Origin of the sequence: Vibrio sp. 11986-1-5 (assembly GCF_963878025.1) — a bacterium.
Taxonomy (GTDB): Bacteria; Pseudomonadota; Gammaproteobacteria; order Enterobacterales; family Vibrionaceae; genus Vibrio; species Vibrio injensis.
Map to the genome: position 1 here is coordinate 199,402 of NZ_CAWNVW010000052.1, position 13,362 is coordinate 212,763.

A 13,362-nucleotide genomic window follows, 5' to 3' on the forward strand; every position below is an offset into this window, starting at 1 on the left:
GGAGCATGAGTCGACTAGTAATAATAACGCCGCCAAGCACTATGCTTTGGCGGCGTTGTTATTTGGGTTCAGTTGATAAGTGTTATGAATCAGGTTGTCAGCGTCAACACTGAGCCCGGTAGAAGAACGAAGACCGTAAATAAATAGAGTGCCACTGAAGCCTTATTTTTTACCGCGCGGTCCGAAATCCAGTCAGCGCCTTTAAGGGGGAGTTCACGTAAAAATGGAATCCCAAAAATTAACAGCGTTGCACTGATATTAAACACCAAATGCACCAGAGCAATTTGCAGTGCAAAGACAGCAAATTCACCAGAGACGGCGGTCGCTGCTAGAAGAGCGGTAATACAGGTTCCAATGTTCGCCCCAAGGGTGAAAGGATAAACATCACGAACTTTTAACACTCCTGATCCAACCAAAGGCACGATCAAGGTAGTGGTGGTGGTGGACGATTGGACTAAAACCGTAACCACTGTACCTGAAGCGATACCATGTAAAGGGCCTTTACCTATTGCGCTTTTCAATATATCGCGAGCGGGACCGACCATCAGTTTCTTCATTAATTTGCCCATCATCAGTATCGCGACAAAAATAATACTGATCCCAAGTACGATCATGCTAACCCCACCCCAGACATGACCAAAAACACTAAGCTGATCTTGCAGTCCAGTAATGATAGGTTTAGTTACAGGGCCAATAAAATCAAGACCTTTAACGCTCATATCACCTGTGGACATAAGAGGGGAAACTAACCAATAAGAGATTTTTTCAAAAATCCCAAACATCATCTCTAAAGGTAAGAAAATGAGTACGGCGAGCAAATTAAAGAAATCATGGATGGTTGCGCTAGCAAATGCTCGTTTAAACTCATGCTTACAGTGAACATGACCTAGGCTAACCAGTGTATTGGTGACCGTTGTGCCAATGTTGGCCCCCATAACCATTGGAATCGCAATTTCAACAGGTAAACCTCCTGCGACTAAACCAACAATAATTGAGGTAACGGTACTGGACGATTGAATTAAGGCCGTCGCAACTAAGCCGATCATCAAACCGGCGATAGGGTGAGCGGCAAAGGCAAAGAGCGCTTTGGCATGTTCTCCCGTTGACCACTTAAATCCGCTGCCGACCATTGCTACGGCCAGTAACAATAAGTAGAGCATCAGTGCCAAGTTAATCCAGCGTAGCCAACGTGTCATTGCTAAGCTTGGCACCGCTGTGGATGTCGCTTGGTTTATCATGGGGTTCTCCATTGACCTGATAAATATTTGAGGTCTGTTGTTGAATCTGCCCGCGATGTTAGATGACAAATATTTCAGTAATATTACAAAGGGGGCGGTAAGTCAGTGCTTGGTTAAAATGCTGGGTGTTAACGCCTTATTTATTTATTAACTCTATAATATTATTGATGTTTTGTATTTGTATCTGGATGTGTTTTCATCGATAAAATAATGTTTTTTATGTCTGAATGATGACGGTTTGCTTTTTTTGATTCGCTAAAATAAGGAATGTTTTAGCAAATGTTTCGGTTAAACCGAAGTGTTTGCCGGTAAGCGCTGAGTTTGTTATAAAAGACGAACTGTGTATTGATTGAGTACGCCATGTCACATCTTAATTATAATCACCTCTACTATTTCTGGATGGTTTGTAAGCAAGGCTCGGTGACTAAAGCCGCTGATGCCCTTTTTCTTACTCCTCAAACCGTTACTGGGCAAATTAAAGCACTAGAGGATAGGTTAGCTGGGAAGTTAACAAAACGTAATGGTCGCAGTATCGAGCCAACTGAGCTGGGGCAGTTGGTGTTTAAATACGCTGACCGGATGTTTGGATTGAGTTACGAGATGCTCGATATTGTTAATTATAGTCAGCGCTCGAATGTGCTCTTCGATGTTGGGGTTGCCGATGCGCTTTCTAAACGTTTAGTCAGTAAAATTTTGATGAGCACCGTGCCGGAAGATAATCGGATTCATTTACGTTGCTTTGAATCTACCCATGAGTTATTGCTTGAACAATTATCTCAACATAAATTGGACATGATTCTCTCGGATTGTCCGGTGGATTCAAGCCAAAGTCCGGGATTATTCAGTAAAAAATTGGGCGAAAGCCATATGGGATTTTTCTCTAGTGGTGCGGTAGAGTGTGGGCAATATCCTGCAGTACTCACCCAGCGTAAACTTCTGCTTCCTGGAGGGCGTACAGCGATGGGCCGTAAAGTTAGACAGTGGTTTGATCGCCAAGGTATGCAGCCAAATATTCTGGGAGAGTTTGATGATGCGGCTTTAATGAAGGCGTTTGCTTTATATCATCCGGATGTGATTTTTATGGCTCCTTTATTATTACGTTCAGAAATGGAACAAGAGGGGTCGTTACATTTACTCAGCCGTTTAGACGAAATTAAAGAAGAATATTATGTTATTTTTGCGGAAAGAATGATCCAGCATCCGGCAGTGAAAAATGTCTGTGATACTGATTTTAGTCATTTTTTTGAATGATCTCGCCTTAATGAAACGCCTGTCTCAATTCACGGCGTTGTGCTTTTTCCGTTTGCTTTGGTGTATATTATTGTTAACAAATAGATTACTATCTGTCGAATTGGTCAATCCATAGAAGGTTCGCTCTGATCTTGGATGCGCCGATATATTTAAACAAACTGCAGTGTTGATTTGCCTTTTAAAAGTTATAACTCATCGTCAAAATAATAAGTTGTTGAGCGTAGGCTAAATAGCTTCACTTTTACTGTGGCGTATTGCACGTTAAGGTTGGTTTGTTTAAGTTTTTGTTTTTAAAGGGGCTTACACATGAACCTAGCACAAATGGAACAAAATTCCGCTCAAGCAGTGGTGTTATTAAAAGCCATGGCCAATGAGAGGCGGCTGCAAATTCTTTGCTTGTTACACAATCAAGAACTTTCCGTTGGTGAGTTATGTAGCAAGTTAGAGTTGAGCCAGTCTGCATTGTCACAACACTTGGCTTGGCTAAGACGGGATGGCTTAGTCGAGACGCGCAAAGAGGCGCAAACGGTATTTTATACCTTGAGCAGCAATGAGGTGAAGGCGATGATTGAGCTTTTACATGGTTTATATTGCGCTAATTGATAGGATGTCATCGGACTTTGATTGAATGGAAATAGGAAACGATGTGCTATGGCAAATGAAAGTTTATCATAGTAGACAAATCGGAAAATCAAAGTTCTCAGATAAATAAAAAACCGGCTTTAGCCGGTTTTTTTATCACTGATGGATATCAAGTTCTATTACAGAGCTTTGATCGCAGCAGAGAAACGAGACTTATGACGAGCTGCTTTATTCTTGTGAATAAGGCCTTTAGTCGCCATGCGGTCAAGGATTGGTGTAACTACAGCAAACGCAGCAGTTGCAGCTTCTTTGTCGCCAGCAGCAATTGCAGCAACTGTTTTCTTCATATAAGTGCGCATCATTGAACGACGGCTAGCATTGTGCTGACGACGTTTTTCAGATTGGATAGCGCGCTTCTTAGCAGATTTGTTATTTGCCAAGGGTCTAACTCCCAAAAACTTTAGTTCGGTGACAATTTAAGGGCCGGAAATATCCCTTATTTGCACTTGAATGTCAAATGATTTGTGCAAAAACCCGTCTAAACCAAACAAGTTTGGTATCACAAGGCTTTCACGGTTAAGATGGCGTGGATTCTAACAGTATTTTTTGGGCAATGCTAATACTTATCTGATCTCATTCTGACATTCTTATCCAAGATTAGGCGATATTATCTTTCGGCAGGTGGTGACCCTAGCTTGAAGGACGTTATCGATCAGCTAAATTGGCGAGAAGGGTGGTTTTTGCCCCCGAATCATTGTTGATATTTATATTTTTGTTTTTTCTTTTCGAGGTTACTGTGAGTAAACGTTTACTCAAGTCTGGTATTGTCGTCAGTACCATGACCTTTATTTCTCGCGTCTTGGGGTTGGTTCGGGATGTTGTCGTGGCCAATTTAATGGGAGCGGGAGCGAGTGCGGATGTGTTTTTCTTTGCCAATCGTATTCCCAACTTTTTACGTCGTCTATTTGCTGAAGGGGCTTTCTCGCAAGCTTTTGTTCCGGTATTAACGGAATATCATGCCGCGGGTGATAAGCAGAAAACGCGAGAGTTGATCGCTAAAGTCTCAGGGACACTTGGCTTACTAGTCACTATCGTGACTTTAATCGGTGTGCTGTTTTCTGGTGCCGTTACGGCGCTATTCGGCGCTGGTTGGTTTTTGGATTGGTTATCCGGAGGTCCGGCTGCTGAAAAGTTTGAATTGGCCAGCTTATTGCTCAAAATTACTTTCCCCTATTTATGGTTTATTACTTTTGTTGCGCTTTCTGGTGCTGTACTTAATACGTTAGGAAAATTTGCCGTCTCCTCTTTTACTCCGGTATTTCTTAACGTAATGATGATTTTGTCTGCTTGGTATATTTCGCCTAATCTCGCTAAACCTGAAATCGGTTTGGCAATAGGGGTATTTTTAGGTGGTTTAGTCCAGTTTCTATTCCAACTGCCATTTTTGATCCAAGCTGGTATGTTAGTTAGGCCAAAATGGGCTTGGAAAGATCCGGGTGTGGTTAAAATTCGCACATTGATGATTCCGGCACTTTTTGGGGTATCTGTTAGCCAAATTAACCTGCTATTTGACTCTTTTATTGCCAGTTTTTTACAAACAGGATCGATCAGTTGGCTCTATTATTCTGACCGTTTACTTGAGTTTCCACTGGGTTTATTTGGAATCGCTATTGCAACCGTTATTTTACCTGCTTTATCTCGTAAACATGTCGATGCTCATCAAGCTGGTTTTGCGCAGACCATGGATTGGGGAGTTCGAATGGTGATTCTGCTGGGTATTCCAGCGATGCTTGGATTAATGGTGCTAGCTAAACCGATGTTGATGGTACTTTTTATGCGTGGTGAGTTTTCTGCTCACGACGTTCATCAGGCTTCACTCTCTTTGTTTGCTTATGCATCTGGTTTATTAAATTTTATGTTAATCAAGGTATTAGCGCCTGGCTATTACTCACGACAAGACATAAAAACGCCTGTTCGCTATGGCATTATTGCCATGCTGAGTAATATTGTGTTTAACGCGATTTTTGCTTGGCCTTTTGGCTATGTCGGTTTAGCCGCGGCAACAGCCTTATCAGCCTTGATCAATATGGCTTTACTTTATCGCGGACTACATCAACAAGGGGTGTACAAAGTGACTGGTCAAACGCTAGGATTTATTGCTCGTTTAGTCGTAGCGGGTGCTGTGATGGTTATGGCTATCTCTTGGCAGTTGGATTCCATGGCTGATTGGCTCAAGTGGAGTTTAACTGAGCGAGCTTTGACGTTATGTGGGTTGATTGTGTTTGGTGCTATCGCTTATTCGTTGACCGCCTTATTGTTGGGGATACGTTTAAAAGATTTAAAAGCGGCGACAGATTAATGACAATTAAGGTATAATCCGTCGGTTTTACATCCATATTAGCGATGTCCTGCTGATTGTCAGATCTTGTAGTACTGGTGGTGTGTGCTTCTTGCCGTTGATAATGGTAAAGATTAACGTGCCCAGTCTTGCTTGCGATCGGTTGTCGGTACCATTAAGAATAATAGGTTTTAAGTTTATCCCAATGGAATTGATCCGCGGAATTCACAATATTAAGCCTCATCATCGTGGTTGTGTACTAACCATCGGTAATTTTGATGGCGTGCATCTTGGTCATCAGCAAGTATTAAGCCAAGTTTCTCAACGAGCTCAACAACTGAATTTGCCTTCAGTGGTGATGACTTTTGAACCGCAGCCAATGGAGCTGTTTTTAAAAGCGAAAGCTCCTGCAAGGCTTACTCGTTTAAGAGATAAGTTTGTTCAGTTGGGGAAATTAGGGATTGATCGCCTACTGTGTGTTAACTTTAACCACCATTTTGCCAATTTAGACGCGCAGGCATTTATCCGTGACTTGTTGGTGAGGCAATTGGGTGTTAAGTTTCTGGTTGTTGGTGATGATTTCTGTTTTGGCCAAGGCCGAAAAGGTGATTTCGCGATGCTTCGTCAAGCTGGTGAGCAATACGGTTTTGAGGTAGTCAGCACACAAAGTTTTTGTGTTCAGCAATCACGAGTCAGTAGCACTTTAATCAGAGAAGCTTTGGCCAACGATCAATTAGCAATGGCTGACAGTATGTTGGGAAGAGCCTACAGTATTAGTGGTCGCGTTTCTCACGGTCGTAAACTGGGGCGAACGATTGGTTTTCCAACGGCAAATATTCCTCTTAAACGATGTGTATCACCCGTTTCTGGTGTTTATGTTGTGAAAGTTTATGGGCTTTCAACATTGCCTTTGGGAGGTGTTGCGAATATTGGCCAACGTCCGACGGTCAATGGTGTACGACAACAACTGGAAGTTCATCTTTTTGACTTCCAAGGTAATTTATACGGCAAGCAACTTGAAGTGGCTTTGTTGCATAAGCTGCGTGATGAGCAAAAATTTGCATCTTTTGATGCACTGAAACAACAAATTGAATTGGATGCTGAAGCAGCAAGGGTGTGGCTGCAGCAGCTTTACAGTGAATCGGTTGATTCCACCGATACGCATAATGTCTAACGTCGCCCAATACAACGGAATTAAGAATCGATGAGTGAATATAAAGATACCCTGAACTTACCTGAAACAGGGTTTCCAATGCGTGGCGATCTGGCTAAACGTGAGCCAGAAATGCTAGAACGTTGGTACAAAGAAGATTTGTACGGAGCAATCCGTCAAGCGAAACAAGGCAAAAAATCTTTCGTCCTGCACGATGGCCCTCCTTATGCCAATGGTGACATTCATATTGGTCACGCACTCAATAAGATTCTTAAAGACATTATTATTAAATCCAAAACCTTATCAGGCTTTGATGCGCCTTACATCCCCGGTTGGGACTGCCATGGTTTACCGATTGAATTAATGGTCGAGAAAAAAGTCGGTAAACCGGGTCAAAAAGTGACGGCAGCTGAGTTTCGTGAGAAATGTCGTGATTATGCTGCTGGTCAGGTTGAAGGACAAAAAGAGAGTTTTAAACGATTAGGTATTCTTGGTGAGTGGGATAAACCTTATCGTACGATGGATTTTACTACTGAAGCTAATATTATTCGCGCGTTAGGTAAAATTGCTGATAATGGTCATCTTCTTAAGGGCTTTAAACCAGTTCATTGGTGTACCGATTGTGGCTCGGCGCTGGCTGAAGCAGAAGTTGAGTATAAGAACAAAGTATCACCGTCGATTGATGTCCGTTTTCGTGCCACTGATGAAGCCAGCTTACTAGCAAAATTTGGCTTATCAGAGGGCCATCAAGGTCATGGTCCCGTTTCGATTGTGATTTGGACGACCACGCCATGGACACTGCCTGCTAACCGCGCGGTTTGTTTACGTAACGATTTAGAATATGTTCTTATCCAAGTTGAAGGTGAACAACCAGAGCGAATCATTGTTGCCTCTGAATTGGCAAAGCAAGTCATGGATCGCGCTGGTATTGAGCATTTCCATAATCTAGGCTTTGCTAGCGGCGCAGAGCTTGAGCTGACTCAGTTTAACCATCCATTCTATGATTTTACAGTTCCCGCTATTTTGGGCGATCATGTGACGACCGAATCAGGGACGGGCGTGGTGCATACTGCGCCAGGACACGGTCAAGAAGACTTTGCCGTTGGTCAAAAATACGGACTTGAAGTGGCTAATCCGGTCGGCTCAAACGGGGTTTACTTGTCAGATACCGAATTGTTTGCAGGACAACATGTCTTTAAAGCCAACGATGCGGTGGTTGAAGTATTGAAAGAAAAAGGTGCGTTGTTGCACCACCATGCTTATGAGCACAGCTATCCACATTGCTGGCGTCATAAAACGCCGATCATTTTCCGTGCGACGCCTCAATGGTTTATCTCTATGGACCAAGCGGGGCTGCGTGAACAAGCCTTAAGTGAAATCAAAGGCGTAAAATGGATGCCAGATTGGGGCCAAAGTCGTATCGAAGGTATGATTGAAGGCCGTCCTGAATGGTGTATTTCTCGTCAACGCACTTGGGGCGTGCCGATTGCTCTATTTGTGCATAAAGAGACGGCAGAATTGCATCCTAACTCACTTGAGTTAATTGAAAAAGTCGCGCAGTTGGTCGAGCAAAAAGGCATTCAAGCGTGGTGGGATGTCGATGCTGCTGAGCTATTAGGTGCTGACGCCGATCAGTATGAAAAAGTCCTTGATACATTAGATGTTTGGTTCGATTCAGGCGTAACCCACTACGCGGTTGTTGATACTCGTCCTGAGTTTAACGGAGCGCAAGCTGACATGTACCTTGAAGGTTCGGATCAGCATCGCGGTTGGTTCCAATCGTCATTGATCTCATCGGTCGCAATGAAAGGTAAAGCACCTTATAAAGAGGTGTTAACCCATGGATTTGTGGTTGATGGTCAAGGACGTAAAATGTCTAAATCGATTGGTAACGTGGTTGCACCGAAAGATGTCACCAATAAATTAGGTGCGGATATCTTACGTCTGTGGGTGGCTTCGACCGATTATACTGGTGAAGTGGCGGTGTCTGATGAAATCTTAAAACGCAGCGCCGATGCTTATCGCCGAATCCGCAATACGGCTCGTTTCTTCCTCGCTAACCTTAATGGCTTTAATCCTGCGACGGATATGATCCCTGTTGAGGAAATGGTGGCATTGGATCGTTGGGCTGTCGGTCGTGCATTGGCTGCGCAGCAAGAGATCATCAAAGCGTATGATGAATACAACACCCATGCGGTCGTACAGCGTTTAATGCATTTCTGTTCAATTGAAATGGGTTCATTCTATTTAGATGTGATCAAAGATCGCCAATACACAGCAAAACGCGGTAGCCATGCGCAGCGTAGCTGTCAAACGGCCTTGTATTATATCGTGGAAGCGTTAGTACGTTGGATGGCACCGATCATGTCCTTCACCGCCGATGAGATTTGGCATGCTATGCCAACGAAACAGGCTGATGGTCAAGCTCGTGGTCAATTCGTCTTTACCAGCGAATGGTACCAAGGTTTGCTTGGTTTAGACGAAAACGAAACGTTTAATAATGCATTTTGGACCGATATCCAACACGTTCGTGGAGCGGTGAATAAGCTACTCGAAAATGCTCGAAATGAAAAAGTGATTGGTGGATCGTTACAAGCTCAGGTGACGTTGTTTGTTGATGATTCATTAGCCGCGAAGTTAAAGCTGCTGGATAACGAGTTGCGTTTTGTTCTATTAACGTCTAAAGCTGCCGTCAAACCGTTAAGTGAAAAAAGCACCGCCGCTCAAGCGACCGAGATTAATGGTTTATGGGTTGAGGTCAGTAAAGTAGACGCCGAGAAGTGCGAGCGCTGTTGGCATCATACCGATGATGTGGGTACGATTGCTGGCCATGAAACCATTTGTGGTCGTTGCGTGTCTAACATTGACGGCGATGGTGAACAACGTCAGTTCGCGTAATCGTATTGGTTTCTTTAATTACCAAGGTTATTTATGACTCAACAGGCATTAACGTTAAAACAATCCGGTGTGCGTTGGCTATGGCTAGCGCTACTGATTTTCCTCGCTGACATCGGCATCAAGTCAGTAGTGATGAACAACATGGGTTATGGATGGCATAATCGGATAGAAGTACTGCCATTTTTTAATTTATTGTATGTTCATAACTACGGCGCAGCATTCAGTTTTCTCAGTGAGCAGGCGGGATGGCAACGTTGGTTGTTTACCGGCATTGCCTTTGCTGTCACGGCGTTATTGGTGTATTGGATGCGCCGCTTACCTGCCACAGAGAAATGGAATAACATTGCTTATGCCTTGATCATTGGTGGTGCGGTTGGTAATGTTTTTGACCGTGTTGTGCACGGGTTTGTGGTTGATTATCTGGATTTTTATTGGAAAACTTACCACTGGCCAGCTTTTAATTTAGCGGATAGCGCGATCTGTATTGGAGCTGCGATGGTTATTTTAGATGGCTTTCGCAATAAAAAATAACAGTTTGAAGTCTCGTCTGATTGAATAACCTTAAGCGTCGTCCGTTGATTCGGTCGGCGCTTTTTGTTAGAACGTGTCGGGAGTATTGCAACAACGCTAACGTGTTTATCACTCAGCGCGAGATATCGAATAATGAGTGCCCTGTGCATCATTTCTGTTACTGATCATAATAAGTCGCTCGATGAGAAGCGATTGACCATTTTAAGGAAGCCTAATAACGTGAGTATCATTGTTGATAATTCTGCTGTGACGTTACATTTTACTATTAAACTCAAGGATGGATCGGTAGCGGATAGTACCCATAATATTGGCAAACCCGCCAAATTGATCATGGGTGATGGTAGCCTCAGTGATAATTTTGAGTATCACTTGTATGGTATGCAAGCGGGAGAGAAAAAAGTGATAGAACTGGCCGCTGAAGATGCTTTTGGATTACCGAACCCTGATCATATTCACTACATGGATCGTGGTAAATTTGTCGGTGAGAATGACGTTGATGTCGGGACCATTATGGCATTTAGTGGTCCTGATGGGATGGAAATTCCGGGGATTATTACTGCAATAGCCGGAGATTCTGTGACCGTTGATTTTAATCACCCCCTCGCTGGTCAAGAAGTTATTTTCGATGTGGAAATTGTCTCCGTTGATTAATTTATTTTACAATAGTCCGATTTGAATCCATGAGCCATAACATGAAAATATTGTTAGCCAATCCGCGCGGTTTTTGCGCTGGTGTTGATCGTGCGATCAGCATTGTTGAACGTGCATTAGAGCTGTATCAGCCGCCGATCTATGTACGCCATGAAGTGGTTCATAACCGTTTTGTGGTTGAAGGGCTAAAACAGCGTGGCGCTGTTTTTGTTGAAGAGCTCAGTGAGGTTCCTGACGATAGTATCGTCATTTTCTCTGCTCATGGCGTGTCTCAAGCGGTTCGTCAAGAAGCCAAAGCTCGAGCTTTGACCGTGTTTGATGCCACTTGTCCTTTGGTTACTAAAGTCCATATGGAAGTGGCGCGTGCGAGTCGTCGCCATATGGAAGTAGTTTTGATTGGTCATGCGGGGCATCCTGAAGTGGAAGGCACCATGGGGCAATACGCCAGTCAAAAAGGCAAGATGTATTTGGTGGAAAAGCCGGAAGATGTCGATGCTTTAAAAGCTCAAGTAAAAGATCCAACTCATTTGCACTATGTCAGTCAAACCACGCTATCAGTAGATGAAACGGCTGATGTGATTGAAAAGCTGCGTGAGGTTTTTCCTGAGATCCAAGGGCCGCGTAAAGATGATATCTGCTACGCGACACAAAATCGCCAAGACGCGGTGCGTATTTTGGCCGAGCAAGTGGATGTGATGGTTGTTGTCGGATCGAAAAATTCGTCCAACTCAACGCGGTTGAAAGAACTGGCAGAAAAATTAGGTACGCCTAGTTATTTGATTGATTGTATCGAAGATATCTCACCAGATTGGTTCAATGGTGTCACTATGATCGGGGTAACCGCTGGTGCTTCTGCTCCTGAAGCGCTGGTTAATCAAATTTTGCAGCAAATTAAAGATTTTGGGGCTACGGACGTTGAAGAGGTATTAGGCCGAGAAGAAAATATGTTCTTTGAGGTACCTAAAGAGCTACAAATTAAGCAAATCAATTGATCAACGGTTGAGCGGAGTTTTACCGTTAAAAATTAAAAAGGGGCTAATGTATTTAGCCCCTTTTTTACGCCGGTCTTAATACGAGTTGCTTAACGATGACGTATTTCACTAAGCGGTTTCGACTGAGTTTTTCTCAATTTCTTGTTGTTCAGCCAAATCGATCTCGCCTTTGCCTTTGGAAATACGCATGACATAGATCATCGCGATTAATGATGTGCTTATTCCAATAATAGTCGAGAGTGTCATGGCTAAGCCAAAGCCCAGTGCACTATTATTAAGGATAAAGGTCACACAAACCGTGGTCATAAACAGCGCTGGGACGGTTGTGATCCAATGCAACTTATTGTGACGCAGTAGATAAGCGGATGCTGTCCACAACATCATCACTGCCGTAACTTGGTTAGCAAATCCAAAGTAGCGCCAAATGATAGCAAAGTCGACTTGGGTTAAAATCCCACCCAGAACAAATAATGGTAGTGCCATCATGAGTCGATTGCGCAGCGTTTTTTGCTCCATATTAAAATATTCGGCAAGAATCAAACGGCTGGAACGAAAAGCCGTATCACCAGAGGTAATCGGTAAAATTACCACACCGAGAAAAGCCAATATCCCGCCAAATACGCCAAGTAAACCAAAGGAAGCGCTATAAACGACATTACCTGGTCCACCATTTGCTACCGCCGCTGAAAGTGAATCGAGTGAACCGAAGAAAGACAGGGCAATCGTACACCAAATTAGAGCAATGATCCCTTCACCGATCATCGCGCCAAAGAACACGAAGCGGCCATTTTTTTCATTTTCCATACAGCGTGCCATGAGCGGCGATTGCGTAGCATGAAAACCAGAGATAGCACCGCAAGCGATGGTGATAAACAGTGCTGGCCACAGTGGCATATCATTAGGGTTGAGATTACTGAACATATCTCGCATCTCAAAGCCACCAAGAACTTGATGATCGCTCGACCAAGCGATAGCGCTCATGAGACCGACCGACATAAAAATCAGCAGCGCGCCAAACAGTGGGTAAAAACGGCCAATGATTTTATCCACCGGGACAATGGTGGCGATAATGTAGTAAGCAAAAATGATCACCACCATGCTGGTCATGGTGACGGTGAAATGGGTTTGTGAGTTGATAAGGTTGGTTATCATCCCAGCAGGCGCTGACACGAAGACGACACCGACCAGCAGTAGCAGTACAATGGCAAAAATGTTCATAAAATGTTTGGCGCCATTGCCTAAGTAACGTCCGGTAATCGCGGGTACCGATGCACCACCGTTACGAATCGATAGCATGCCGGAGAAATAATCGTGAACCGCGCCAGCAAAAATACAGCCGACAACAATCCATAGCATCGCTGCTGGACCGTAAAGTGCGCCCATGATTGGACCAAAAATAGGTCCTACACCAGCAATGTTAAGTAACTGAACTAAGTAGACTTTAGGTGTCGACATCGGTACATAATCGACCCCATCGGTTTTGGTGTACGCAGGAGTTTTACGTTGTTCATTGATGCCAAAGATTTTTTCAACGGCGAAACCATAGAGAAAATAACCACCAATCAGCGCGGCAACGCAGGTGAGAAACCACAACATAGTCAGTATCCTTTATCAGGTTGTATTGTACCTAGCTCACTTTTCGTTGAGTGGCTTAGGTGTAGGATGTGTAGGGGTAAAATCGATAGAAGAATAAGTGAACCATTGATGATGAGCACGGCGTTTTGTCAT

At 43.7% G+C, this 13,362-nt stretch carries 11 protein-coding genes; 8 read left to right on the forward strand and 3 right to left on the reverse strand.

What is annotated here, in order from left to right:
* Window positions 1-89 precede the first annotated feature (89 nt).
* On the reverse strand, window positions 90-1,238 hold the full coding sequence (locus AACS00_RS15015) for a Na/Pi symporter (RefSeq protein WP_072671341.1): 1,149 nt from the start codon (window positions 1,236-1,238) through the stop codon (window positions 90-92).
* Window positions 1,239-1,598: 360 nt separating this feature from the next.
* Here AACS00_RS15015 and nhaR point away from each other — a divergent pair, with 360 nt between their 5' ends.
* Window positions 1,599-2,489 carry a transcriptional activator NhaR gene (nhaR, locus tag AACS00_RS15020; RefSeq protein ID WP_072671340.1) on the forward strand — a complete coding sequence of 297 codons (891 nt, stop codon included), beginning with the start codon at window positions 1,599-1,601 and terminating at the stop codon, window positions 2,487-2,489.
* Window positions 2,490-2,795: 306 nt separating this feature from the next.
* Window positions 2,796-3,092: an ArsR/SmtB family transcription factor gene (locus tag AACS00_RS15025; protein WP_072671339.1), complete on the forward strand. Its 297-nt coding sequence runs from the start codon at window positions 2,796-2,798 to the stop codon at window positions 3,090-3,092.
* A gap of 158 nt (window positions 3,093-3,250) precedes the next feature.
* On the opposite strand, the gene rpsT is transcribed toward AACS00_RS15025, so the two are convergent.
* Complete coding sequence (rpsT, locus tag AACS00_RS15030; protein WP_004394128.1) at window positions 3,251-3,511, reverse strand: 30S ribosomal protein S20; 261 nt, start codon at window positions 3,509-3,511, stop codon at window positions 3,251-3,253.
* A 356-nt stretch (window positions 3,512-3,867) separates the two neighbouring features.
* Here rpsT and murJ point away from each other — a divergent pair, with 356 nt between their 5' ends.
* The 6 genes from murJ (at window position 3,868) to ispH (ending at window position 11,634) form a co-directional block, all read left to right on the forward strand.
* Window positions 3,868-5,430, forward strand: a complete 1,563-nt coding sequence (gene murJ, locus AACS00_RS15035) for a murein biosynthesis integral membrane protein MurJ (RefSeq protein WP_072671338.1) — start codon at window positions 3,868-3,870, stop codon at window positions 5,428-5,430.
* A 184-nt stretch (window positions 5,431-5,614) separates the two neighbouring features.
* Window positions 5,615-6,583: a bifunctional riboflavin kinase/FAD synthetase gene (gene ribF, locus AACS00_RS15040; protein WP_072671337.1), complete on the forward strand. Its 969-nt coding sequence runs from the start codon at window positions 5,615-5,617 to the stop codon at window positions 6,581-6,583.
* Window positions 6,584-6,613: 30 nt separating this feature from the next.
* Window positions 6,614-9,460: an isoleucine--tRNA ligase gene (gene ileS, locus AACS00_RS15045; RefSeq protein WP_072671336.1), complete on the forward strand. Its 2,847-nt coding sequence runs from the start codon at window positions 6,614-6,616 to the stop codon at window positions 9,458-9,460.
* A gap of 33 nt (window positions 9,461-9,493) precedes the next feature.
* Window positions 9,494-9,991 (forward strand): signal peptidase II, encoded by a 498-nt coding sequence (gene lspA / locus AACS00_RS15050; RefSeq protein WP_072671335.1) that lies wholly within the window; start codon window positions 9,494-9,496, stop codon window positions 9,989-9,991.
* A 219-nt stretch (window positions 9,992-10,210) separates the two neighbouring features.
* Window positions 10,211-10,642 carry an FKBP-type peptidyl-prolyl cis-trans isomerase gene (fkpB, locus tag AACS00_RS15055; RefSeq protein WP_072671334.1) on the forward strand — a complete coding sequence of 144 codons (432 nt, stop codon included), beginning with the start codon at window positions 10,211-10,213 and terminating at the stop codon, window positions 10,640-10,642.
* Window positions 10,643-10,671: 29 nt separating this feature from the next.
* Window positions 10,672-11,634 carry a 4-hydroxy-3-methylbut-2-enyl diphosphate reductase gene (ispH, locus tag AACS00_RS15060; RefSeq protein ID WP_072671333.1) on the forward strand — a complete coding sequence of 321 codons (963 nt, stop codon included), beginning with the start codon at window positions 10,672-10,674 and terminating at the stop codon, window positions 11,632-11,634.
* Window positions 11,635-11,742: 108 nt separating this feature from the next.
* Here ispH and AACS00_RS15065 read toward each other — a convergent pair whose 3' ends face one another.
* The gene (locus tag AACS00_RS15065; RefSeq protein WP_072671332.1) at window positions 11,743-13,230 is read right to left on the reverse strand and encodes a carbon starvation CstA family protein; all 1,488 of its coding nucleotides are present in this window, start codon (window positions 13,228-13,230) and stop codon (window positions 11,743-11,745) included.
* Window positions 13,231-13,362 lie beyond the last annotated feature (132 nt).

Excerpts from the sequence above, each read along its gene's own strand:
- AACS00_RS15015 (WP_072671341.1), bottom strand. The coding sequence starts at position 1,238 with ATGATAAACCAAGCGACATCCACAGCGGTGCCAAGCTTAGCAATGACA.
- nhaR (WP_072671340.1), top strand. The coding sequence starts at position 1,599 with ATGTCACATCTTAATTATAATCACCTCTACTATTTCTGGATGGTTTGT.
- AACS00_RS15025 (WP_072671339.1), top strand. The coding sequence starts at position 2,796 with ATGAACCTAGCACAAATGGAACAAAATTCCGCTCAAGCAGTGGTGTTA.
- ribF (WP_072671337.1), top strand. The coding sequence starts at position 5,615 with ATGGAATTGATCCGCGGAATTCACAATATTAAGCCTCATCATCGTGGT.
- ileS (WP_072671336.1), top strand. The coding sequence starts at position 6,614 with ATGAGTGAATATAAAGATACCCTGAACTTACCTGAAACAGGGTTTCCA.
- lspA (WP_072671335.1), top strand. The coding sequence starts at position 9,494 with ATGACTCAACAGGCATTAACGTTAAAACAATCCGGTGTGCGTTGGCTA.
- ispH (WP_072671333.1), top strand. The coding sequence starts at position 10,672 with ATGAGCCATAACATGAAAATATTGTTAGCCAATCCGCGCGGTTTTTGC.
- AACS00_RS15065 (WP_072671332.1), bottom strand. The coding sequence starts at position 13,230 with ATGTTGTGGTTTCTCACCTGCGTTGCCGCGCTGATTGGTGGTTATTTT.